Genomic DNA, 25,000 nt, shown 5'->3' on the forward strand with positions numbered 1-25,000 from the left:
ATAAAAAAATGTGCAAAAAGTTATCATACATTCTATGTGTCTCGGCTTTGGTCTGTTTCCCTTCCGGTGCACAAGAAAAAAAAGTGGACAAAGCCAATTCGGACTTTAGCCAATATGCCTATTCTAATGCTATAGGCTCTTATGAAGACCTAGTGAAAAAAGGGATGTCCTCTAGAGAAATCTATAAAAGACTCGGGGATGCCAACTTTTACAACGCCCGGTATACAGAGGCCGCTCTTTGGTACGAAAAATTATATATCCTTGATAAGGAAAAGATGGAAAGCGATTTCTACCACCGCTATGCACTCACTTTAAAATCCCTTGAAAAATACAGAGAATCAGACCTTGTAATGGAAAGGTTGCGGGGTTTGGACAATTATGACAGTCGCGTGCAACAGTTTAACAAGAATCCAGATTACAGGGAAAGCATAGGTAAGAATTCAGGTAGATACACCATAAATAATATTTCCATCAACTCCGATAAATCCGATTATGCCCCAGCAATTTATCTTGACCAACTGGTTTTCTCAACTGCCCGGGACACAGGTATTGTATCCAGGAACATAAATGAATGGGACGGTAATCCTTTCAACAATCTCTATTCTGCAACTGTAAGTGAAAACGGGGAACTTGTCGGCACCGCAAAGTTCTCTCCCAATTTGAATACTAGGACCCATGAGGCATCGGCAATATTTACCAAAGATGGCAGCACTATTTATTTTACTAGGAACAACTCCAGGAATGGGAAATTTGCAAGGGATGGAGACGGAGTCAGCCGACTCAAAATATATAAAGCAGAACTACGCAATGGTGATTGGACAGACATTACCGAACTCCCCTTCAATAGCGATGGCCATTCCGTGGCACATCCCTGTCTAAGCGCGGACGAAAAAACATTGTACTTCGCCTCCGATATGCCTGGTACCAAAGGTGCCTCCGATATCTTTTCCGTAACCATCAATGCGGATGGATCTTACGGCCCTCCTACAAACCTGGAAAGCCCGATCAATACCGAATCAAGGGAAACCTTTCCCTTTGTTTCAAGCGATAACATTTTGTACTTCGCATCAGACGGTCACCCTGGTCTAGGCGGGCTCGACGTATTTGCCACCCCATTGAAGAGCACATCGGAAATACAGGTGCTTAACCTGGGCAAGCCCATAAACAGCACAATGGATGATTTCTCGTACATTATTGACATGGACACCAACAAGGGATACTTCGCATCAAACAGGAAAGGTGGAGTTGGAAGTGATGACATATACAGCTTTGTCCAACTCAGTTCAATTCCGTTTTCATGTTCAAACTTAATTACCGGAACCGTCAGGGATAGTAGAACCGGTGAGTTCCTTGCAGGCACTGAATTGGTCCTAACGAAAAGAGAAGGAGAATCAATTGTCAAAAATATCACTTCCAAAAACGGCACATTTACTTTGGAAGCAGGCTGTAGCATAGGGAATCATAACATAATAGCAACCAAGACCGGATATGAAACAGAGAACACACCTGTAACCCTTAGAAATACTACTAAAAATAAGGAGTTGGAAATACTCCTTTCCGCCAATATTGAAGAGGTAAAAATAGGTACCGACCTGGCCATAAGCCTAGACTTGGAGCCTGTCTATTTCGATCTTGACAGATCTGTAATCACGAAAGACGCTAAAATTGGTCTGAACGAAGTAGTGGCCTATATGAAACAATACCCACACTCCTCCATACAGATTCGTTCACACACCGATGCCCTAGGGGATGCAGCATACAATTTGCAACTTTCCAAAAAAAGGGCGCACGCCACAATGGCGTACTTGATTGAAAAAGGGATAGAACCAACTAGATTATCGTCCGAAGGCTTTGGGGAAACAAGACCAACGAACCATTGCCACTCCGGTGTAAAATGTTCAGAAGATGAATACCTCAAAAACCGAAGATCCGAATTTATTGTCACGGAATAAAAATCTGAGCAAATATTAATAGTAATGAACATTCAAATTAACTATTAAAAAGAAATGAAAGTCTACATCTTATCCAAGGATAATATTTTCCTCTATCTGACCAAAAGGTCAATAGAAAAAATCCCTAACCTTCATTATGACAATAATTTCTTCGCGACACAGGACCTTATCATTTACATCACTCAAAATCATTCGGACATGACCTCTGTACCGATTATCATATTGGTGGATTTCGACAATTTAGCCAACGAAAGTTGTAGCTTTCTTAATGAAATAAGCAAAATAAAACCAGATTTTAAAGATAGGATTCATCTCTATGCCTGTACTTCTTTTATTCCTTCAAATGACATATTAGAGGCTTTAGAAAATAATATAATATTAGATTATTTTACTAAACCACTTAATCACTTAAAATGGCAAAAAATTGTTGACCGATCATATGCTAGATGAATAATCCCTACCTATTGTAGAGCAAAAAAATAAGTCGTGTAAATGATTTACTTTATATACTTCAATTTCAAATCCAATTTTCGTCCTTGGCACATCTGAACAAAATGTTTCCAATTTTGTAGGAATAAATCAATTTACATTCAATAATTATTCTCCTAGACTATTTCCGATCGTATAAAAGGTAAAGGTTAAGGCTTTCAGACCATAATACTTGTTCCTTCATTAGAGTTTGTCTTCAAAGTTTTTTAAATTACTGAATTAAAATCGGTCAAACTTTAATAAAAATGAAAAAACTGGAGGGACAGCTCGTCATCGTTACAGGTGGGGCAAGAGGAATTGGTGAAGGAATCTGCAAGGTATTTTGTAATGAAGGCGCAACTGTAGCCCTTTGGGATGTTTTGCAGGATGGCCAACAAACTGCCGACAAAATTACTAAGGCTGGAGGCAAAATATTCTTTCAAAAGGTAGATGTTGGCAACCAGGAATCCGTTGACAATGCCGTTGCCAAGATCATATCAGATCATGGCAAAATAGATGTCCTGATCAACAATGCAGGAATTATTCGCGACCGCTCCATCTTAAAAATGAGTCGTGAGGAATGGGACCAAGTAATGCGGGTGAATGTCGATTCCTTATACATCACTGCCAAGGCGGTAGTACCACATATGAAGGCAGCCAATTATGGGAGGATAATTTCGGCATCCTCAATAAATGCCTTCCAGGGAGCATTTGGACAAACTAATTACAGTGCCAGTAAGGCGGCCATAGTGGGCTTTACACATGCCCTCTGCAGGGAAGTTGGCAAATACAATATTACCGTAAACGCAGTTGCCCCAGGATTTATAAAAACCGAAATGACAGATTCCATGCCCGACGATGTAATTCAGGCTGGGATTTCTACGATACCGGTGGGCCGAATAGGCACCCCTGAAGATATGGGACATGCCTATCTGTTCCTAGCCTCAAAAGAAGCCGGTTTTATAAGTGGTCATACATTGCATGCCAATGGTGGTGCCATGCCGGTGTAATAGAAATAATTAATGCTTTGTAAAAAGGCAATTTTAGGTGCCATAACAAATTCAACACTCATAACGCCTTGCAATTAAAACCATCATGACAACAAGAATAAAACAAAAATTCGATTTAAAGGACAAAGTGGCCATAATTACAGGGGCTAGTAAAGGCATTGGTGAATCAATTGCCAGAGGTCTGGCCGAATATGGTGCCAAAGTCGTCATAAGCTCCAGAAGCCAGGAGGCCGTTGACCTAGTGGCCCACAATTTAAAAACAGATGGACTGGAAGCAATGGGGATAGCATGCCATGTTGGAGATGAAAAACAAATCCACAATTTGTTGGAACAAACCCTTAATGCCTACGGAGGCGTGGATATATTAGTGAACAACGCCGCGACCAATCCATTTTATGGCACATTGGATACTATGGATTATGCCCTTTTCGATAAAATAATGGATATAAATGTTAAGGCGCCCTTCCTTTTGGCCAATCATTGTTATCCGATCATGAAAAAAAGGGGAGGCGGTAGTATAATCAATATTGCCTCGGTAGAAGGAATGAAACCTACTGCTGGATTGGGATTATACAGTGTAAGCAAGGCTGCGGTCATAATGTTGACCAAATCACAAGCAGTGGAATGGGGCAAATTTGGCATCCGTGCCAATGCCATTTGTCCGGGTCTAATAAAGACCAAATTTAGTTCCGCCCTTTGGCAAAATGAAAAAATATTGGCCAGGGCAACAAGTGATTTACCTTCAGGGAGAATGGCCTTACCCGATGAAATGGCAGGCCTGGCCTGTTTTTTGGCGTCCGAAGCTTCAAGTTATTGTACCGGATCGGTATTTACGGCTGATGGGGGCCATATGATTGCGGGTGGATTTAATTAAAAATTACATATAACCGAGCATTCCAAGTTACATAAAAGAAAATATTTTTAGATATAATACTTACAATATGGCAGAAGAGAAAGTAATAGACAAGGCGTATTCCACTAAAATTCCAAATCTATCAGACTTGACCCATTATCAAGGTAAAGAGCTGGGATTATCCAATTGGATGACCATAACCCAAGAAATGATCGACACTTTTGCCAGAACCACGGACGACAACCAATGGATTCATGTCAATCCTGAAAAATCCGCCAAATACTCCCCCTACAAAAAAACGGTGGCACATGGTTTTTTGGTCTTATCGTTGGCCTCCAAATTCTGTTATGAAACCTTCAAAATATTGGACGTAGCCATGGGAGTAAATTACGGGTTGGACAAGGTTCGTTTTATGAATGCCACCCCGGTAGGCGCCTTTTTAAGGGCGAGAGTGTCTTTAATGGAATTCAGCCCTATTGAAGGCGGGGCCAAATACAAATTAAAGATTGTATTTGAGCTAAAAGGGGAAGAGAAACCAGCCTGTGTTGCAGAATTTATTGCACAGGTATACTCCGATCCCAATAAGAAACAAGAAAATTCTGCAACCAACAAGGAAACTTCCAAGACCATCCAAAAAAATGACAACAATACCGTTCTTTTTGAAAAAGAAGGTGACATCGGAATTATAACCCTTAATAGGCCAGAAAGATATAATGCGGTTACCGATGATGTTGTAAACGGGATTACAAATGCCATAAACTTAATTCGCAAGGATGATGATATACGTGCCGTAGTAATAACTGGTGCAGGCAAAGGGTTTTGTGCCGGCGCCGATATGGCGGTCTTCGGTCAAATTACACCTGAAGAAGGCCGTGCTTATATTACCAAAACCTACCTACCCTTAATGCGCACTTTTTTTACACTTCGCAAGCCTATTATCGGGGCAATAAACGGAACGGCTGCCGGTGTAGGTGCCTCGATTGCCCTCGCCTGTGATTTTAGGGTAATGTCCAAAAGCAGTTCCCTATTATATGCCTTTGTAAATATAGGTTTGGGCCCAGACGGTGGGGGAAGCTGGCTTTTGGCAAGACAAGTGGGCTATAGCAAAGCCCTACAGATAGCTGTGGAAGGAAAAAAAGTAACAGCGCAGGAGTGTTTAAGCCTTGGTTTAACCAATAAATTGGTTGAGGATGATGCCGAATTGCTTTCGAGCACTAAAACCTGGGCCCATGAATTGGCCAAGCGCCCAACACTGGCAGTAGGCATTACAAAGGAAGATATGTCCTATGCCATGGGCCATGATTTATATGAAACCATTGCTTTTGAGGCCGAAAAACAAGTAACCACTTTCGGAAGTCACGATTTTGCAGAAGGTGTAAGTGCCTTTTTAGAAAAACGTCCAGCCAAATTTATTGGTAAATAACCATAAATTAAAAGGCAGCAACCAACCACTTATAAAAGATACCCTAAGCCGATTTTACTTATTAATTGGAGTTTCCAAAAAATAAAAAAAAATGAATTTCGAAGAGATAAAGAGTAATATTCGTGCCTTTGTACGAGAGGAATTATTTCCCTTGGAACCATGGATTTTAAATTGTAGTTGGGAGGAAAAATTACCAAAACTGAATGAACTTCGCAAAAAAGTAAAAACGCTGGGCCTTTGGCTGCCACAGATTCCTCAAGAATACGGTGGCTTAGGACTTACAAATTCCGAGCACGGGGAAATTAGTGAAATCCTAGGGGCTAGTCCCTATGGACATTACACCTTTAATTGCCAAGCTCCTGACGCTGGCAACATGGAAATATTGATCGAATTTGGAACCAAGGAACAAAAAGAAAAATACCTATACCCTCTATTGGCCGGGGATATTAGGAGTTGTTTTGCAATGACAGAGCCAGATTATGCCGGCTCCAATCCTGTAGATATGGGGACAATGGCATTTAAAAAAGAAGGCAATTATGTAATAAATGGCCATAAATGGTTTACCACTGGCTTTGATGGTGCTGCCTTTGCCATTGTGATGTTGGTAACTAATCCCGATGCTTCGGATGCGCATAAAAAAGCTAGTCAAGTTATTGTACCAACCGATGGCGAAGGTGTAAAATTGATTAGGAACATACCCCTTATGGGACATCCCGGTAGTGGCTGGGAAAGTCATTCCGAAATAAAATTTCAGGATGTAACAGTACCACAGCGCAATATACTGGGTGCCGAAGGCGAGGGCTTTACCATTGCCCAAAACCGATTGGGGCCAGGGCGTATTCACCATTGCATGCGATGGATGGGTATTTGCGAGCGTTCTTTTGATCTAATGTGCAAACGTGCAGTTGCAAGGGAATTGGCACATGGCAAAACATTGGCAGATAAACAGACCGTTCAAAACTGGATTGCCGAATCCAGAGCCGAAATTAATGCTGCCCGCTTGTTGATTCAGGATGCCGCAAAAAAAATTGATACACAAGGAGCCTACAAAACAAGAAAGGAGATATCGATAATAAAATTTTATTGCGCCAACGTACTCCAAAGAGTAGTAGACAAGGCCATTCAGGTCCATGGTGCCTTAGGCCTTACTGACGATACCATTTTGGCTTTCTATTATAGGCATGAACGCGCTGCCCGAATTTATGACGGTGCGGACGAAGTACACAAAAGCAGTTTGGCCAGACAGATTTTGAAAGAATATAGAACATAATAACCAAATGGTTTTAATAACCTCCTTGGTCCAGAAAAAGCAACAAACATGTTAAACACTTGGAACGATACATCGGCGACGGTCCGCCAAGGGGAAGAATTACCAATGGATAAATTGCAATCCTATTTAAAGCAATTCTTTACCATCGACGGAGATTTTAGACTAAGCCAATTTCCAAGTGGCTATTCCAACCTAACTTATCTCCTGCACATAGGAAAAAGGGAATACGTGTTGAGAAGACCGCCTATAGGTGCCAATATTAAATCCGGTCACGATATGAAGCGTGAGTACGAAATTTTAACGGCCTTAAAACCAAATTACAGTAAAGTACCCACTCCTATACTTTACTGTGAAGATGAAACTATTTTAGGCTGTCCCTTCTACCTGATGGAGCGAATGGAAGGTGTCATTTTAAGGGCAAAAATGCCATTGGAAATGATTCCCGATCCAGAGCTAATGCTACGCATATCAAATAGTTATGTAGATACCTTGGTAGACCTACACAAACTGGACGTAAGGAAAATTGGATTGAATGATTTTGGCAAGCCAGAAGGGTATATGCAACGTCAGATTGAAGGTTGGACCAGGCGTTACTACAAATCCAAAACAGACGAAATACCAAGAATTGAATCAGCAGCAAAATGGTTGAACGAGAATATGCCGAAGGAACCAAAACACTTTTCTTTGATTCATAACGATTTTAAATACGATAATTTAGTGTTGGATACCCAGGATTGGACCAAAATCAATGCCGTACTGGATTGGGAAATGGCCACAATTGGAAACCCATTAATGGACTTGGGTACCTCCCTTGGTTATTGGATAAACCCTAAAGATCCAGATTTTATGAAGGTCTTGAACCTAACACCTACAAATCTTCCGGGAAACCTATCCCGGGAAGAAGTGGTACAGCAATACGCTCTAAAAAGTGGACGGGAGGTAAACAATATTGTCTTTTACTACGTTTATGGATTATTCAAAATAGCGGTGATTATTCAACAAATATACTACCGATACAAAAAGGGAATTACTCAGGACCAACGTTTTGCAAAACTAATTGATGGGGTAAACCTGCTTGGTGAAATAGCCCATATGGCCATAGCAAAAAAAAGATTGGACAATCTTTTTTAAACTGAGGTAGTTATCTAATTTACCTAAAATCTTTTTTTTATCTTCCAACCTAAATAAACTAGAGACAGTTCCATGATAAAACCCAAGCACGCCGCAGATCAAATTCCTAAAATTCTAATGACCCTTTTGTTCATTGCCGCATTATACAGCAATGGCTACAGCCAAGAAAACTTGGGAAAAACTCCTAATTTCATTATCATCTTTGCGGATGATTTGGGGTATGGTGACATAGGCGCTTATGGTCACCCTACCATCAAAACCCCACATCTTGATCAAATGGCGGCGGAAGGGCAAAAATGGACCAATTTTTACGTAGGGGCCAGTGTCTGTACCCCTAGCAGGGCAGCCTTATTAACCGGAAGATTACCAGTTAGAAGCGGTATGGCCAGCGATACAAAAAGGGTATTGTTCCCAAACTCCAAATATGGATTACCAAGCTCGGAGATAACCTTGGCAGAACAATTGAAGAAAGCCGGATATAATTCCGCCTGTATAGGTAAGTGGCACTTAGGACATAAAGAGGAATACCTACCTACAAACAACGGTTTTGATTACTATTTTGGCATCCCCTACTCCAATGATATGGATTTTGTTGGCGATTATAAGGCCTTTAAGGAATCAAAAGGAAATTTACCCACCGAAAATTTTAATGTTCCTTTGATGAGGAATACCGAAATCATTGAAAGGCCTGCCAATCAAAATACAATAACCAAAAGATACGCTGAAGAGGCCATAGCCTACATTAAAAAAAACAAGGATAACCCCTTCTTTATTTACTTGGCCCACAATCTGCCCCATATACCACTATTTGCCTCCAAAGATTTTTTGGGCAAAAGTAAAAGGGGTATTTATGGCGATGTTTTAGAGGAAATTGATCATGGTATTGGCCAAATAATTGCTGCCTTAAAGGAGGAAGGATTGGACAAGAATACCATTGTTGTCTTTACCTCGGACAACGGCCCATGGCTTTCCTATGGGGTTAATGGTGGAAGTGCAGGATTGCTGAAAGCTGGAAAGGGTATGACCTGGGAAGGCGGTATGAGGGAACCTTGCATTTTTTGGTCCCCAAACAATATTAAACCAGCTGTTATATCCGAATTGGGTACCACTATGGACCTTTTCTCTACATTTAGTGCCTTGGCCGGTGTACCAATGCCCAAGGACAGGATCATGGATGGTTATGACCTAAGTGGTACGTTATTTAAGGGCGATCCAACTCCAAGAAAGGGTGTTTTCTACTATAGGGGAACACAGTTGTATGCCGCCCGACTTGGAGATTACAAGGCACATTATATTACGGAGGGTTCCTATGGGCAGTTTGGCGAAAGGGAGGTACACGATCCACCTATCCTATACAATTTAAGTGTGGACCCATCTGAAAAATTTGATTTAGGCGCAGGTCACCCAGAAATTCTTGCCGAAATTGATCTTATGGTCAAGGAGCACCAATCCAAATTGGTAAAAGGAAAAGACCAACTGGCAGATATAGAATAAATTATGGTAGGGAAACAGCCCTAAAGTTCAATGGAAATTTAGTCTATTAAGCTTTGGGCTATTCTTTTACTATAGATTACTACTCATCCAGCCTAGTGGCCCGCTTTCCAGCAATTAAACTTAAGATCAAAATCTGCGTAGCATGGAATATCATAAGGGGCAGTAAAATGATCCCTATGGAAGCCATATTGCCAAACAGAATTTTTGAAAAAACGGTCCCGTGCACCAAGGATTTTTTTGTGCCGCAAAATTGGGCGGTAATCTGGTCCTCCATATTAAATTTCAATTTTTTAGCTACAAAACCTGTTAAAAAAAATGCTACATAAAACAATGCCAATACCGCTACAAAAAGTATCAACAATTCCAAAAAAGACACAGTACTAAATATGTCATTTCCGAACGATTGAGCAAAACTTTTATAAATAATGAGCAAAATAATCGACTTGTCAAAGAGCGACAATTGACCGCTATATTTTTGTGCAATAAACCCTAAAAAGCGTTGTAATAATAAACCCATGAAAACGGGAAACAAAATTTGCAGTATTAGCTTTGTGTATATTTCCATAAAGTCGAAATCCGTATGGGTTTTCTGCACAAAAAGTCCCATCCATAATGGGGTGAGGACTATCCCTATGACACCGGAAATACTGGCATTAAAAATTGCAGCCGGGATGTTACCTTTGGCCATGGAGACCATGACCACCGAGGAAGATACCGTGGATGGTAAGGCAGCCAAAAAGAAGAACGCCAACCAAAGGGTCTGTTGCCCTACACTATGTATGAGGGGATAAAATGCCAAAACAATTAAGGGAAAAATCAAAAAAGTGGATGCCTGTACCAATAAGTGCAACTTCCAGTTCTTAAGTCCGGCCTTTAATTTATGTGGACTCAATTTTAATCCGTAAAAAAAGAAGATAAATGAAATTCCTATCACACTAATTGTATCGATCGGAACGCCACTATCTGCCATACCCCAATGTGGAAAAAAATAAGCTATCCCTATGACAGCTATTATGGATAGGACAAACCCATCGATCTTAATTTTCATATTAGATTTCTATTTTATGATTGGTCTGGTTTAAAATATGAAGTAATCCCATTTTGGATAAATTTATAACACCAGAACCTAAGGCCAATAAAAATTCGAATCCTTACCATTTTGACTTCAAACAAGCGGGCATTGCGGCATCAAAAATAGAATATTATTTTGTAAGTTGGTAACTGTTTCTACTTCCAATACATCATTCAAAAAATAATCTATAAATTCTAATCGGAAACATTGTATTCGATATTCATAACCTTGAATTTCCCATAAACAAATTCCCCCTTAGAATAGTGCCATATCGCCTCGCCATAGGTAGGTAATTTATAACCATTAACATCCTTATAATTGCTTGCAGGAGTGCTAAAAGGGAAAGCCTTCATTTCTGGTATGGAATAACGGTCATGGGATATGAAGTTTACCAATTGACCTGCTTCATTAAAGTATAAAATGGCAGTTATTATGGTTCCATGGTTATTAAAGGTTGCTTTTGCGCTCAAGGCATCCAAGCTTTCCCAGCTAATACTATCAGCAATAAGGGCTGCCGGGGCAAATAAACACAGTTCGTTGAAGTAGGTAACGGTTTCCGTAGGATACATTTCAGAATCGTGAATATCCACAACCGAAAATAAGGATAGGAGTTTGATATTCATACCGGCTCCTTCCCTATTGTATTTATGGTAACCATTTGTAGGAAGTCCATTTACCTTGGCCTTCATAAAGAACAATCTCGCGGGCGAACCAAAAAAATTATATTGTTCTGAAGTAAATTTAAACCAAGCCTTTCCCCTTTCCCTCATTTCTCCCTCAAAGATAATTTTCATATTATAAATTTTTGGCTTTCCTACTGCCCCCACATAACGCAGATAGTTCTGGACGCATTCTGGCAAATGTTCCAAATCTTTTTCATTTAAAGTTTCATGAATTGGGGCCACTGCCTTAAGTGCAGTATCAACATCCCGGGTATAACTCCCCTCAAATGTCAAATTGGATTGGCCTATTATGGCCGCTCCCAAAATAATGACATTGACAATAGTCCCATATTTGGCATCTGCCCAGGTTATAAAAATCAAGCATTGGGAAAGAATCACTATAACAATGCCAAGTAATGGCCACCAGTCCTTTCTTAAAAAGAATCCAATTGCCGTCACTATAGAGAGTAAGGCCGCTAAAATCCAAAGTAAGCCCATTGGCCTTGAAATTTCTCTGGCAAATTGTGACATCTCCCCAAATTGGAAAGCTTTGGCAAAACCCAGCAAATGTATAAGGCCGTGTAAGATCATTAATAACACCAACGCAATGCGCATATTCCACTCCTTTAAAATTAACAATAAACAAATCTAAAAATAGCCACTTGTGTCAGCGATGTTGTTTAATTCAATGGTCCAGTAAATTGGCGAGGGACTCACTATCGATTATAAATTCTGTTATGGCAAAGGCCCCTTTCCTATTAGTACGAAACAGTTTCACGAAATTCTCCACCTCCTCTTCAAGATGTTCATGCTCTGTCCTAATTATGCCAGCATCGACTTTATTATGATTTGCAACCATTTGTCCTAATGTATTCTTATGTCTTCCAACTTTCTCAAGTAAATCCCTATTTTTTTTCTTTAAGTCATACAATCCAGCTTTTAGTTTTTTCACCATATCCAAATTCTCAGGCCTGGTAATCCACATAAAATATTTATCTATTAAATGATGTATAAAGCGAAGATCATCCCTGTAGAACTCCAGATCCGATTTCCAGTGCTCGGTCAGTACATACAGCTCGGACCATGGCCCGTCCTTAACAAATTGAGCTTCCCTATTGTTTTCCATGTTTTGCATGACGATAATTTTTAAGGATTATAGCATTAAAATTAGACCGTATAGAGGTCTTTGAAAATGATATAAATCATATGGCCTTTTAATACGTATGACAAAGGTCATTGGTAAATTGGGAATATTGATTTAGTTTCAAGAACGCAACTCAAAGCATTATGAAATGAAAACCATTCTTTACGCTACAGACTTTTCCCGGCAGGCGGTCGCCGCATTAAGGTTGGCCTACCTAATGTCTGAAAATTTCAACTGCAAATTAATTGTAATGCACGTATTTAGTATTCCAATAACCCTTAGTACCGTCTCCGTAAGCCACATTAATAAAGAAAAAAGATTATTGTCCGAAAATCACAGCAAATTGAGAGACTATTGTACCCGTTACCTTGGGGAAATTCGGGAAAGTAGCAATATTGATTTTGTAGTCGAGGAAAACGTTTCGATCACAGACGGAATCATAGGGAAAGCGATAGAATTTGATGCTGACCTCATCACTGTAGGAACCAAAGGTGCAAGTGCCATTAAGGAATTTCTATTGGGAAGTACAACCAAGGGTTTGATCAAAAAAGCGTCTTGTACAGTTTTGTCGGTTCCCGAAATGTCTAGAACCGATTCCTTCAAAACCATGGTCTATGCCACCGACTTTGAACAGGCCGATATTTTTGCCATTAAAAAACTTGAGATAATCGCCAGTATCTTCGACGCCCAAATAAGGATAGTTCATATTTCTTCCAAAGAAGAATATGCGGGAGATCAACAAATGGAATGGTTTAAAGGTATGTTACAGCAAAATGTACGGTATGGAAAAATAACTTTCGATTTAATATTCTCCGATCAAATTTTTGAGGAATTAAATGGTTACTTGGATAAATCCGAAGCCAACTTGTTAGCCATGCTGGAACGAAAGGACAACTCATTTCTACAGAGATACTTGCGTAAAGATCTGGTACAAAAAATGGTATCCAATATTGCCATTCCCCTCTTAAGTTTTAACACTGCCGGATTATAAACTGTAATGTAAACCCCTTTGCTCCAAGCAATAGTTAAGTCTAAAAGTCATATTATCCTTCCTGTGAAGAAAAATGATGTTTATACGATTACAAAAACCAAAACTTCCAGGTTCTCACCCGTAATAACCGATAAGCCTGTACTGGACAGGGATAGTACAATAATCCTTATTTGGATCAACAAACTGAAAAAATTAAATCAAAAAAGCTACTACCGGCATTGGCTAAAGAACTATTTCTAAACTTTCAGCACTTTTAAGATAAGGCAAGGGCCATTAACGGCCCTCTTCCCTTCCGCCTGCATATCTCAGTACCAGATATCCTACCAAACCGGAAACAACCGAGCCGATCAAGATACCCACCTTAGCAGAGTCTATGAGTAATACGTTATCTGAAAATGCCAGGTTAGCAATAAAAATAGACATAGTAAAGCCCACCCCCGCCAAAATAGCTATTCCGGAAACCTGTATAAAATTCATGTCATCGGGCAATAGGGCTAACTTGAATTTAACACCCAACCAAGACATCAATGTAATACCTACCAATTTACCGAAAAACAAGGCCAAAGCGATATTTATCATCAAAGAGGTATCAAACTCTACATTGGTACTGAAAACCACTCCTGCATTGGCCAAGGCAAAAACCGGCATAATAAAATAAGCCACCCAACCATGAAGTCGATGCTCCAACCTTTGAAGTGGCGATGTAAATTTATCGGTCAAGTCTTCCAAGTCGTCCATATGTTCTATTTGTTCTTTGGATAAGACTGGAACCTTTTCGTTATTCGATCTGGAAATACCTTCAATTATTTTGGATAGGTTCTCATTAAAATAATTCATATCGATCTTTTGCCGTATGGGCACTGTAAAGGCCACTAGCACACCTGCTATTGTAGGATGTATACCCGATTTCAAAAATAACAACCAAATAATAAATCCAAGAATTACAGTCAAATATTTGGAATAAATACCTTTAAAACCGAGATAAGAAAGCACTAGAAAGGGAATCAAAGAATATAAAATTAGAAGCCAATCAACCCCACCGCTATAAAAAATAGCAATTACCAAGACAGCACCTAAATCGTCCACTATGGCAAAAGCCGTAAGGAATATCTTTAAACTTAAGGGCACTCTTTTGCCTAGGAGCTGAAGAATTGCTAATGAAAAAGCAATATCGGTTGCCATTGGAATCCCCCATCCCGGAGCCGTTTGGGGCTGATTATTCAATAAAAGAAATAAAGCCAGTGGAAAGAGCATTCCCCCCATTGCTGCAAACAACGGAAATATAGCTTTACGGAGTTCGTTAAGTTCTCCAATCAGCAATTCTCTTTTTATTTCCAAACCGATTAAAAAGAAAAATAAGGCCATGAGCCCATCGTTGATCCAAAGAGAAAGCGGTTTTGTAAGCTTAAAAGCGTCTGAACTGATACCTATATTATATTGCCATAAGGAATTGTAAGATTCACTAAACCCAGAATTTGCCCAAATCATGGCTATGAGTGTGGCACTAAACAAGAGAATACCACTTAAACTCTCGATTTTTACAAATTTTTGAAACGGTGTAAGAATAATTCTTTTAATCATATAATTTAAAAGTGTGTGAACGGAAATGCCATGAGTGTATAAAAATACATAAATGCCACCAATAGCAAAGGACAAGTCTTTATTCCTATATCGGAATTCTCCACCAAGTCATAGGGATAACAATCAAAAAATCATTAAGATCCGGTTTAAATCAAATTATTTCCAAGGCACTTAAAAGCATTAGGCTTGCCATAGTTTCCCTTCTTTTCCCTTTGGTCATAAACCTTATGTCTGGACGGGTTATTAATCAAACTCGATTTTTGATATCAACCTTAGCATTTTCCCGCTTAGGGCAAATAGCCACTGCATTTGCTCCGTAACTAGATGGGCTTCTTGAAGATCTCGATCCAATCGAATATCCAAATTGGGGGAAAGCTCTATATTCTGTGGAACAAAGGTTGGAAGCTGTTCCTTAGAAAATTCATCCAAGTGCTGGTCGTTGGGCGCATCGTTTGATTCCGAATCTTTCAAGGCCATTAGTACTTGCCCCAGGTTTTGATCAATTTTAGAAATAAAGTCTTTGAATTTTACAGAGGCCTCTGTGGTAGGATTGTTCTGGATATAGGTACTAAACGATGCCAATGATGATAGAAAGGTATGGTTCAGCACTACCAATTCGTAAATTTTATCCAAATATTTTTGTTTGGACACGGGTTCTTGTGCCATTCGTTGAAATGCAGAACTAAGGTTGGAAGTTTCTACGAATGCTTTCTTGCGTGACACCTTGTAGGTGGTAGTCACTTTTCCCTTGAGTTCATAATAAAGGGCTATTTGGACCAGGAACTCCCTATTGGCTCTAACGCTATTTTCCAATTGCTGCCTTATTTCCATGAATCCCCAAGCCGGCCAAATCCATAACATGGCCACAAGGGAAAGTCCCGCACCGATTAATGTATCCAGTACTCGGAATTGGATAACTGTTAGCACATCCGGGCGGATAATGGCGTATATAAAAACTACACTCAAGGTTATAAAGGTTGCCCCTGCCCTATAATTCTTCTGAACCATAGAAAATGCAATAACCAATGATATCACTCCCAGAACTCCAAATACATAGGGATTCTGAGTTAGAAAAACAAAGCCTGTTGCAATGGCACCGCCTATAAGAGTTCCAATAATTCTATCCTTTGAACGCGATTTGGTAAGACCGTAACTGGGCCGCATAATTACGATAATGGTCAAGAGAATCCAATAAGGATTCTGAAAATCGAAGTAAGAACCAAGAGCGTACCCAATCATAACAGTAACGGCTAACCTCAATGAATGTTTAAATATGGTGGACTTAAAACTGAAGTTCCTTATCAATAGTTTGTGATCATAATCTTGGTGAACTATAAAACGCCTGGAAGCAGTCTGATCCACTAAATCGACCGAACCCATATCTGGATTCCCTAGAAGCCATTTTATCTTTTTAAGTTTTTCAAATTGCTTTTCCTGATATTCCAAAAGGTTTTGCAGCATTAAGAAACCCTCGTAATCCGAAGCTTCCCTCTCCTTCCTTAATAAAGCTACTTCCTGCTTTACCTTGGCAAAACATTCGGACAGTTTGGAGTTATTCGGAAACTTACTTTGGTCGGTTCCCACTTCGGCCATTATCCTTAATTGGCGGGACATTTCAAAAATTAGGTTTTGAAAACTCCTAATATACTCCGGATGGTCGTTAAAAAGAGCATCCATTTTGTCATAATTCACAGGGTTGGCGATTGCCGTTTCTAGCATATCTACCAATTCAACAAATACCAATAATCGTTTGGCCTGATAGTTAGATCGGCCTGAGCTTCTTCGTGACAGAAGCAAAATTTCCCTTAGGGTTTCGTGATGTTCAATTAATTTACTTTGTACCTCATATAATTTGGACTGCAATTCCTTTCGAACGGCATGTGGTCCTACTAAATTACCTCTAGTTTCCAGAAATTGAGCAGTAAGAACAAAGGTTTCTCCAAAAAGTTCCTCGGTCTGCGCTTTTGGGTTTATACGGTACCAAAGGACTGCCAATAATAAATACCAAAGTCCACCAACACCAACCAACAACGCATATTGATAGATTTCCAATTCCTGGGAATCATGGGCGAAACTCAACACCAGGGCCAATAATCCCGAAAAACTAATTAGCGAAGCCCTAAACCCATAAATAGAGATAAATGCAATTGCAAATGTTAAAATTCCTAAAATTGGCAGCATCAACCATGTCTCGAACTTCAAATATCCGCCAATGAAACTCACTACCATGACCAATGCAGCAGAAAACAGGATTCCGAACTTTTTGTGGCGGTAGCTTCCACTTACATCACTGGGGGAACTCCAAAAAGCTCCCAAGCTAAGAGCCAATCCAATTTCTAAATGTCCGAACAAAATACCCCCTAAAATAGGCACGGTAACTGCAATGGCGATGAGTATGGCCTTGGAGAAACTAGTACTTTTCAAGAACTGCAACAGCTCCTTACTATAAGAGGTAATGATTTGGGAAATTGATTTCAAAATGTATTATTTCAGCTTTAAAGATACAATTTGCCCAAGTGCACAACAAATATTAAAACCTAGTATTTGTTGGGTTTCCAAGTTTTAAGCTAACAAAGCAGCCTAAAAAAACCAAAGGGCTGAGCTACATTGAAATTAGCTTAGGCCCCAACTTTGAAATAAGTCATAAAAACTATATTTTTGTTTAACCTTTTTTTAGAAAAAATGAACAACGTTAAAAGTAACTTTAGCATCAAGGACCTTGAAAATCTCTCTGGCATAAAGGCCCATACTATTAGAATATGGGAAAAGCGTTACAATCTTTTTCAACCGAACAGAACGGATACCAACATAAGGTGTTACAATATAGAGAACCTTCAAAAACTGCTTAACGTTACGTTTCTCTATAATAACGGTTATAAAATTTCCAAGATATCGCAACTTGGAGGGGATAAAATTCCGAAGGTTGTGAGAGATTTGGTTTCAGAACAAAGTAACAACGGACATGTTTTAAATTCCTTTAAAATGTCCATGATGAATTTTGACCAAGCCCTGTTCTTCAAAACTTATAACGAGCTATTAAAAGAAAAATCTTTTAGGAATATTTTCTATGAAGATTTTATCCCCTTTTTACATGAATTGGGCCTACTTTGGCAGACAGATACCATAACGCCCTCCCACGAACATTTTATATGCGCCTTGATAAAGCAAAAGATTTTGGTGAATACTGAAAAATTGCAAATTAATACGCACACCAAAACCTGCAAAACCTTTGTACTGTATCTTCCTGATAACGAAATTCATGAGTTGGGCCTAATGTTTCTCAATCATGAAATCCTATCAAAAGGATATCAGGCTATTTTTCTTGGACAAAGTATCCCAATATATAGTTTAAAGGATTTAAAGCCTCTATATGACAATATTGTATTCGTTTCCTATTTTACAGTTCAACCGGGCAAAGATAATATAATGTCATATCTCAAAGATTTTCATGATTTGCTATTGGCAGACAATACCTCAGAGCTATGGCTATTGGGCAAAATGCTTAAGGAAATAAACCAAGGAGATTTGCCCAAGTCTATAGTTCCTTTTTCCAAAATTGAAGAATTGGTAAAAAAGCTTTAGTCCACATTATATTGATGTAAAATTACATACATATCCAACATTGCTTTCCAAAAATTATTAGCGTTATAAGCGGTTATTCTTACATTAAGAACACTCCAGATTTAAATCAAGGGGTTAAAACCTGATTTCGGCCAATACTTGAGCCTGTATACATTTATGGGGAATCGCTTTTGGTCTAAAAAGCCCACAATAAACCACCAAATTCCAAAATCACGTTAAATTTTGTTTAATATTTAAAACAAAAGGTTAAACATTTTGTATCTTGTGCTATACAATCCAAAGTCATGGCAAAAAAGAAAACAATTTCAGAAAACGACATCATTTCAACATACATGGATTTTGTTCTTGAACATAATGAAAACCCAAAATCGGTCTACGCCTTTGCAAAAGCCTACAACTTTGAAGAATCTAAATTTTATCAATTTTTTGGTTCTTTTGAAGCTATTGAGAAACATGTTTTTAAAGCTTTTTTCGACAATACACTTTCTGTTATGGAGAAAAGCGATGATTACAAATCTTTCGATGCCCGAAATAAACTATTGAGTTTCTACTTCACTTTTTTTGAAAATTTGACTGCCAATAGAAGTTATGTAGTTTATGCACTGGATAGGCATAAAAACGGTCTAAAAAGATTAACCATATTGTCGGAACTAAAAAAGAGTTTTACCGCCTACATTGAAGGTCTGGACATAAAAACTCTTGAAATTAAACAAGAGCAAATAGATAAAATTCAGCGGCGAGCGCTTCAAGAATCGGCTTGGCTGCAATTACTCTTGACCATGAAATTCTGGATAGACGACACCTCCTCCTCTTTTGAAAAGACCGATATTTTTATAGAGAAATCGGTCAACACTAGTTTTGATATTTTAAATATAGCTCCTCTTAAAAGTGTGATCGACTTTGGAAAATTCATTTTCAAGGAAAGGATGCACACGAATTAAAATCCAAAATGAAATCAATAGACAATATACCTGTTTCAAAAATTCATCGTGCCTCAAAATTAGTGTCCACCGGCGCTCGTGTTGGGGTTAATTATCTCAAGTACTACGGCGATAAAATTACCAAAACCGAAATTGAGGCTAGGACACGACTCAATGAAAACAATGCCGAGGATATTTATGACAGCCTTAAACTACTTAAAGGAAGTGCCCTTAAAGTGGCTCAAATGTTAAGTATGGAAAAAAGCATAATGCCCCAAGCGTATGTAGAAAAATTTTCCTTGGCTCAGTTTTCCGTACCACCCTTGTCGCCCCCTTTGGTACTTAAAACCTTTAAAAAATATTTTGGCAAATTGCCAAATGAATTATTTGATTCCTTCAACACAACTTCAGTAAACGCCGCTAGCATTGGACAAGTCCATGAGGCAGTAAAAGATGGGAAAAAACTCGCTGTGAAAATCCAATATCCTGGAGTTGCCGAGAGTATAGCATCCGATTTAGCCTTGGTTAAACCCATTGCTATTAAAATGTTTAACATAAAAGGTAAAGACTCCGACAAGTACTTTAAGGAAGTTGAAGGAAAACTATTTGAGGAAACAAATTATGTTTTGGAAATGAAACAGAGCAAGGAAATTGTGAAGTCCTGCTCCTTTATTCCCAATCTTTTGTTTCCTCAATATTATGAAGAACTATCCTCTGATCGTTTTATTACTATGGACTATATGAAAGGAGAACACCTTTCTGAATTTACGGCCTACAATACCGATCAATCAAAAGCAAATAAATTAGGGCAAGCACTTTGGGATTTTTATATGTTCCAAATACATAATTTAAGAAAAGTACATGCAGATCCACATCCAGGAAATTTCTTGGTGTCCGAGGAAGGTGAATTGATCGCATTGGATTTTGGCTGCATAAAGACTATTCCCAATGAATTCTATATCCCCTACTTTGAACTGGCCAAACCAGAAAGTATAAGTGATCATAATTTTTTTGTATCTAAATTATACGAACTGGAAATTTTGCGTGAGGACGATTCTAAGGAAGAAACCGAATTTTTTACAAGTATGTTCCATGAATTGTTGAGCCTTTTCACCCAACCGTTTCATGTAGAAACCTTTGACTTTTCGGATGGGGAATTCTTCGGAAAAATCACCGAACTTGGACAACGTTATTCTAAAAGTACCGAATTGCGAAAAATGAATGGCAATAGAGGTTCCAAGCATTTTATTTATATCAACAGGACGTTTTTTGGATTATATAACCTCATGTTCGATTTAAAAGCCAACAATATCAAGATCAATAATTTTATTGACTTGCAATAATAAGTTGTTCTTAAACAATATATCTAATTTAATGTAATAGATGAAAATTCTCGTAACTGGTGCAACAGGGTATATCGGAAAACGATTGATCCCCATTTTAATCAACGAAGGTCATCATGTGGTCTGTGCCGTAAGAGATAAATTAAGAGCTGACAAAAATTATCTTGAAGATGAACACATCACTATAGTTGAGGCAGATTTTTTAAAGCAAGACACGCTAAATAATATTCCTAAAGATATTGATGTAGCCTATTATTTAATCCACTCAATGTCTAACTCTTCCAACAACTTTGAACGCTTGGAAGCAGTTTGTGCGGCTAATTTCAAGTCCTATTTTTCATCTACCCAATTAAAACAGGTGATTTATTTAAGTGGCATAACCAACGATGAGCAACTTTCCAAACATTTACAATCCAGGAAAAATGTAGAAGATATTTTGGCTTCGGATTCATATGGCCTTACCATCTTAAAGGCAGGTATCATCGTGGGATCAGGAAGTTCATCCTTTGAGATTATTAGGGACTTAGTAGAAAAATTACCTGTCATGGTAGCGCCAAAATGGCTCAATACCAAAACACAACCATTGGCGGTAAGGGATGTCTTGGCGTTTTTATCACGAGCAAAGGGTAAAAAAGAGTTTTTCAACACTTCATATGATATTTTTGGTCCCGAAATTTTGACCTATAAGCAAATGCTCTTGGAGTTTGCAAAGATAAGGGACCTAAAGCGCTATATCTTAACGGTGCCGGTTATGACTCCAAAACTTTCTTCGTATTGGCTGTATTTTGTTACCTCCACCTCCTACAAATTGGCAACAGCACTAGTAGATAGTATGGGAGTCCAAATTGTTGGGAAACCAAGCAATATAAATCAACTTCTGGAGGTGAAACCAATAACCTACAAAGAAGCTGTGGAATTGGCTTTTGAGAAAATTGAACAAAACAGCATTGTATCAAGTTGGAAAGATTCCATGGTAAGTAGTGGCCGCTTAAAGAATAGTCTGCACAAATATATTAATGTACCCAAATACGGATGCTTTAAAGACTATAAAGAACGTAAAGTCCAAAATGAGAAAGATACCATCAAAAAAATCTGGTCCATTGGAGGCACGACAGGTTGGTATTACGGAAACTTTCTATGGAAAATAAGGGGTTACCTAGACAAACTAGTAGGCGGTATTGGATTACGTCGTGGTAGAACCCATAATTCCGAATTGGATGCGGGAGACGCCCTTGATTTTTGGCGCGTGATTTTCAGTGATAAAAAAGAAAAAAAACTATTGCTCTATGCCGAAATGAAGCTGCCGGGAGAGGCTTGGCTGGAATTCAAAATTGATGAAGGTCTACTTAAACAAACTGCAACCTTTAGGCCGCGTGGACTTGCTGGCCGTTTGTATTGGTACAGCGTATATCCTTTCCACGGTTTTATCTTCACTGGATTGATCAATAAACTCGTTTCCAAATAGAACATTTTTATATAGTAATAGCCTATACTGTCATAAGCAAATAATATCCAATTCTGTTTAACAAATTTTTACATTTCTTAAACGTTTTGTAACTTTGATAACAGGGTTAAATCAAGATGATTTTAGAAACTTCACATAAAAACAAAGGCATTTCCTTACTTATCAATGATGTTGTAGGGAAGCCTTTCAGTTTTATAAAAATCATAAAAATGAAAGGGTGCAGTTCTAAAAGAATGATTATCGAAGATTCCAGTCCCAATTTGAAAGCCTACCAAAACCGGGCCAATGACCCTACCTATGCAAATATAGAATTACGCCCCTTGGGAATCCTAATAAGAATTATAAAAGGCCTGAGCAATTTTACTTGGGTAATTCCCTATTATCAATTGGTTATTTACAAAAGTAACAACAGCCATATATATTCTCAAGGACGTTTTATTCGATTTAGGGCAGACAAGAACTTCGAAGGGAACAAGGACTTCTTTCAGAAGCTTATGGATCAAAAAGAAAAGTATGAGGCCAAATTTGGTTATCTAAATTTTAAATGATCAATAACGAAAGGGTATTGATTATACTATTGAAATGGCCTCGGAATATAGAATGCCCTTTGAAACCATTGAAAATTAGTTTTCAATTTCTAAACTGGAGGAAATATAACTGATGCATTGGGAAATACGGCCAAGTAGTTTTAAAAGGTGGAGTTCACGTATTAATGGTCGGACTACCAAACACCAATAATTAAGAACGTTTGGCAAAGTGCGCTTTAAACGCACAATACAAAAATATCGGAATTACAGAACAATCTTAAAAATTAATAATATGGATCTCATAAACGAAGCATTGGAATTTGAACAAAGAAAACTAAAATCGCTTTCAACTAGTGACAGGATTGAAATTTCACGAAAAGCAAAAGCATTAATTTTGGGCTTGAACGAAATCTATAAGAGCAAAAAAGACGATAAGATCATGGAGATCATGAAACGCCTTACCGCCATTAAACGGAAAGTAGAAAAAAGATTAAAGGGCAGGCCCTTGATTTCCAATACATAAGACATCCTTAAAATGAGAACAGTAGTTATCATTGGAGGCAGCAAAGGGATAGGTAATGCTATTCTTGAAACTTTGGTTGATTCCCATAATATAGTCAACATTAGTAGGTCCGTTCCTAAACAGACCCACTCCAATTTAACACATTTCAATTGTGATATACTTAAGGACGAATTACCAGAAATTACGGCTATGGATGCCTTGGTATACTGTCCAGGAAGTATCAATTTAAAACCTATTGGCCGATTAAGCTTGGAAGACTTTAGGGAAGACTTTGAAATAAATGTTATTGGGGCAGTAAAGGTTATTCAAAAGTATTTGAACGTATTAAAAAAAGGCGAACGGCCCTCGGTTTTACTCTTTAGCACGGTAGCTTCCAAATTAGGTATGCCTTACCACGCCAGTATTGCCACGGCCAAATCCGGTGTGGAAGGACTGGTAAAATCCTTGGGTGCGGAATTGGCACCAACCTTACGCATAAATGCCATTGCACCTACGGTTACAGATACGCAATTGGCTTCAAAGCTTCTGCGCAACGATAAGATGATCGAAAATATTAAGGACCGACATCCGTTAAAAAAATTCCTAAATCCTAAGGAGGTAGCAGATACGGCAGAATTTTTATTATCGGACAAAGCCTCCTCTTTCTCGGGACAAATCTTTGAAATGGACTGCGGAATAGTAACTTTTAAAATTTAATGTATGAATCCGTTCAAAATATTTGCGGCAACTCTATTCTCGGGTCCAAAACCTGCAGAAAAGCTAGATTTGCAAACCCTACATCACATCAATTTAAATGACTTAAGCAGTAGGCCTATACACCTCAAGGACTTTGAAGGAAAGCATGTTTTATTTGTAAACGTAGCATCAAAATGCGGCTTTACTCCCCAATACAAGGAACTACAAGAACTTCATGAAGCCTATAAAAACAAATTGGTGGTCATAGGATTGCCATGCAATCAGTTTGGGGGCCAGGAACCTGGCAAGGCTAAAGACATTGAGGTGTTTTGTGAAGTGAACTACGGGGTAAAATTCCTCATAACTGAAAAGCTTGATGTGAAAGGCAAAAACCAGCATCCCGTGTATCGATGGCTTACGAACAAAGCTTTAAACGGTGTTAAAAATTCGACGGTAAAATGGAATTTTCAAAAATATCTTGTGGACGACAAAGGAATTTTAATCGATTATTTTTTCTCAAATATCAGTCCCATGAGTACTAAGATTACAAAATATTTAAAATAATGGTCATGTTCGGAATATTCAAAAATAAATCCAAATAAGAAAAGTATAACGGCCTTATGAAGGAATGGCATACACTTTCTAGTATCCATAAAGCGGAAAGCCACAAAAAATATGTAGAAGCGCAGGAAGTTTTGGAAGAACTCGTGGCCATGTAAATTAATTGAACCCAACAGTCTATTTTCCTTGAACAAAACAATTTCAAAGCATCACATAATAATTTGGCCAAGCATCTGCTACAACCGCTTCCTAAAACTCTTCTCGCCCAATATCTTTAAATCGCCAATTATTGCCCTTTCCATTTCCCTTTCATTGATTTTTTCCCTAGGTTACAAAAGAATCGTGTTTTATAC

The 25,000-nt window shown here is 38.5% G+C and carries 23 protein-coding genes and 1 pseudogene; 19 read left to right on the top strand and 5 right to left on the bottom strand.

What is annotated here, in order from left to right; genetic code table 11:
• Positions 1–8 precede the first annotated feature (8 nt).
• The 8 genes from CWD91_RS06260 to CWD91_RS06295 all read left to right on the top strand — a co-directional run bounded on the left by CWD91_RS06260 (position 9) and on the right by CWD91_RS06295 (position 9,601).
• Entirely contained in the window at positions 9–1,952 is a 1,944-nt protein-coding gene (locus CWD91_RS06260) for an OmpA family protein (protein WP_103440125.1), read from the top strand.
• 54 nt (positions 1,953–2,006) lie between these two features.
• Entirely contained in the window at positions 2,007–2,402 is a 396-nt protein-coding gene (locus CWD91_RS06265) for a hypothetical protein (protein ID WP_103440126.1), read from the top strand.
• 284 nt (positions 2,403–2,686) lie between these two features.
• Positions 2,687–3,430 (top strand): 3-oxoacyl-ACP reductase FabG, encoded by a 744-nt coding sequence (gene fabG / locus CWD91_RS06270; RefSeq protein WP_103440127.1) that lies wholly within the window; start codon positions 2,687–2,689, stop codon positions 3,428–3,430.
• 85 nt (positions 3,431–3,515) lie between these two features.
• Positions 3,516–4,304, top strand: a complete 789-nt coding sequence (locus tag CWD91_RS06275; protein WP_103440128.1) for a glucose 1-dehydrogenase — start codon at positions 3,516–3,518, stop codon at positions 4,302–4,304.
• Positions 4,305–4,371: 67 nt separating this feature from the next.
• Entirely contained in the window at positions 4,372–5,706 is a 1,335-nt protein-coding gene (locus tag CWD91_RS06280) for an enoyl-CoA hydratase-related protein (protein ID WP_103440129.1), read from the top strand.
• 91 nt (positions 5,707–5,797) lie between these two features.
• On the top strand, positions 5,798–6,976 hold the full coding sequence (locus tag CWD91_RS06285; protein WP_103440130.1) for an acyl-CoA dehydrogenase family protein: 1,179 nt from the start codon (positions 5,798–5,800) through the stop codon (positions 6,974–6,976).
• A 48-nt stretch (positions 6,977–7,024) separates the two neighbouring features.
• The gene (locus tag CWD91_RS06290) at positions 7,025–8,107 is read left to right on the top strand and encodes a phosphotransferase family protein (RefSeq protein ID WP_103440131.1); all 1,083 of its coding nucleotides are present in this window, start codon (positions 7,025–7,027) and stop codon (positions 8,105–8,107) included.
• Positions 8,108–8,179: 72 nt separating this feature from the next.
• Positions 8,180–9,601, top strand: a complete 1,422-nt coding sequence (locus CWD91_RS06295) for a sulfatase family protein (protein ID WP_103440132.1) — start codon at positions 8,180–8,182, stop codon at positions 9,599–9,601.
• Between the two features lie 79 nt (positions 9,602–9,680).
• On the opposite strand, the gene CWD91_RS06300 is transcribed toward CWD91_RS06295, so the two are convergent.
• The 3 genes from CWD91_RS06300 to CWD91_RS06310 form a co-directional block, all read right to left on the bottom strand.
• Positions 9,681–10,649: a bile acid:sodium symporter family protein gene (locus tag CWD91_RS06300; protein ID WP_103440133.1), complete on the bottom strand. Its 969-nt coding sequence runs from the start codon at positions 10,647–10,649 to the stop codon at positions 9,681–9,683.
• Between the two features lie 218 nt (positions 10,650–10,867).
• On the bottom strand, positions 10,868–11,950 hold the full coding sequence (locus tag CWD91_RS06305; protein ID WP_103440134.1) for a DUF6544 family protein: 1,083 nt from the start codon (positions 11,948–11,950) through the stop codon (positions 10,868–10,870).
• A gap of 70 nt (positions 11,951–12,020) precedes the next feature.
• A complete protein-coding gene (locus tag CWD91_RS06310) occupies positions 12,021–12,470 on the bottom strand; it encodes a hypothetical protein (RefSeq protein WP_103440135.1) in 450 nt (149 codons plus the stop codon).
• Between the two features lie 157 nt (positions 12,471–12,627).
• Between CWD91_RS06310 and CWD91_RS06315 the strand changes: the two genes are divergently transcribed.
• A complete protein-coding gene (locus CWD91_RS06315; RefSeq protein ID WP_103440136.1) occupies positions 12,628–13,470 on the top strand; it encodes a universal stress protein in 843 nt (280 codons plus the stop codon).
• A 273-nt stretch (positions 13,471–13,743) separates the two neighbouring features.
• Here CWD91_RS06315 and nhaA read toward each other — a convergent pair whose 3' ends face one another.
• Both nhaA and CWD91_RS06325 read right to left on the bottom strand, forming a co-directional pair.
• Complete coding sequence (gene nhaA / locus CWD91_RS06320) at positions 13,744–15,051, bottom strand: Na+/H+ antiporter NhaA (RefSeq protein WP_103440137.1); 1,308 nt, start codon at positions 15,049–15,051, stop codon at positions 13,744–13,746.
• A 243-nt stretch (positions 15,052–15,294) separates the two neighbouring features.
• Positions 15,295–17,529: an FUSC family protein gene (locus tag CWD91_RS06325; protein WP_103440138.1), complete on the bottom strand. Its 2,235-nt coding sequence runs from the start codon at positions 17,527–17,529 to the stop codon at positions 15,295–15,297.
• A gap of 204 nt (positions 17,530–17,733) precedes the next feature.
• On the opposite strand from CWD91_RS06325, the gene CWD91_RS06330 reads away from it, so the two are divergent.
• From CWD91_RS06330 to CWD91_RS22635, 10 genes and pseudogenes are all read left to right on the top strand, one after another.
• Entirely contained in the window at positions 17,734–18,633 is a 900-nt protein-coding gene (locus tag CWD91_RS06330; RefSeq protein ID WP_103440139.1) for a MerR family transcriptional regulator, read from the top strand.
• Between the two features lie 284 nt (positions 18,634–18,917).
• On the top strand, positions 18,918–19,574 hold the full coding sequence (locus CWD91_RS06335; RefSeq protein WP_103440140.1) for a TetR family transcriptional regulator C-terminal domain-containing protein: 657 nt from the start codon (positions 18,918–18,920) through the stop codon (positions 19,572–19,574).
• A gap of 8 nt (positions 19,575–19,582) precedes the next feature.
• Complete coding sequence (locus CWD91_RS06340) at positions 19,583–20,896, top strand: ABC1 kinase family protein (protein WP_103440141.1); 1,314 nt, start codon at positions 19,583–19,585, stop codon at positions 20,894–20,896.
• 40 nt (positions 20,897–20,936) lie between these two features.
• Positions 20,937–22,361, top strand: coding sequence for an SDR family oxidoreductase (locus CWD91_RS06345; RefSeq protein WP_103440142.1), 1,425 nt, complete (start codon positions 20,937–20,939; stop codon positions 22,359–22,361).
• A 116-nt stretch (positions 22,362–22,477) separates the two neighbouring features.
• Complete coding sequence (locus CWD91_RS06350) at positions 22,478–22,909, top strand: hypothetical protein (protein WP_103440143.1); 432 nt, start codon at positions 22,478–22,480, stop codon at positions 22,907–22,909.
• A gap of 112 nt (positions 22,910–23,021) precedes the next feature.
• Complete coding sequence (locus tag CWD91_RS22945) at positions 23,022–23,099, top strand: DUF2805 domain-containing protein (RefSeq protein WP_103440505.1); 78 nt, start codon at positions 23,022–23,024, stop codon at positions 23,097–23,099.
• Between the two features lie 81 nt (positions 23,100–23,180).
• Positions 23,181–23,411: a hypothetical protein gene (locus CWD91_RS06360; protein WP_103440144.1), complete on the top strand. Its 231-nt coding sequence runs from the start codon at positions 23,181–23,183 to the stop codon at positions 23,409–23,411.
• A 12-nt stretch (positions 23,412–23,423) separates the two neighbouring features.
• The gene (locus CWD91_RS06365) at positions 23,424–24,107 is read left to right on the top strand and encodes an SDR family NAD(P)-dependent oxidoreductase (protein ID WP_103440145.1); all 684 of its coding nucleotides are present in this window, start codon (positions 23,424–23,426) and stop codon (positions 24,105–24,107) included.
• A gap of 3 nt (positions 24,108–24,110) precedes the next feature.
• Complete coding sequence (locus tag CWD91_RS06370) at positions 24,111–24,650, top strand: glutathione peroxidase (RefSeq protein WP_103440146.1); 540 nt, start codon at positions 24,111–24,113, stop codon at positions 24,648–24,650.
• Between the two features lie 50 nt (positions 24,651–24,700).
• Positions 24,701–24,805, top strand: a pseudogene (locus CWD91_RS22635) (hypothetical protein); the annotation flags it as partial.
• Positions 24,806–25,000: the final 195 nt, after the last annotated feature.

This window comes from Arenibacter hampyeongensis, assembly GCF_002909255.1.
Taxonomy (GTDB): Bacteria; Bacteroidota; Bacteroidia; order Flavobacteriales; family Flavobacteriaceae; genus Arenibacter; species Arenibacter hampyeongensis.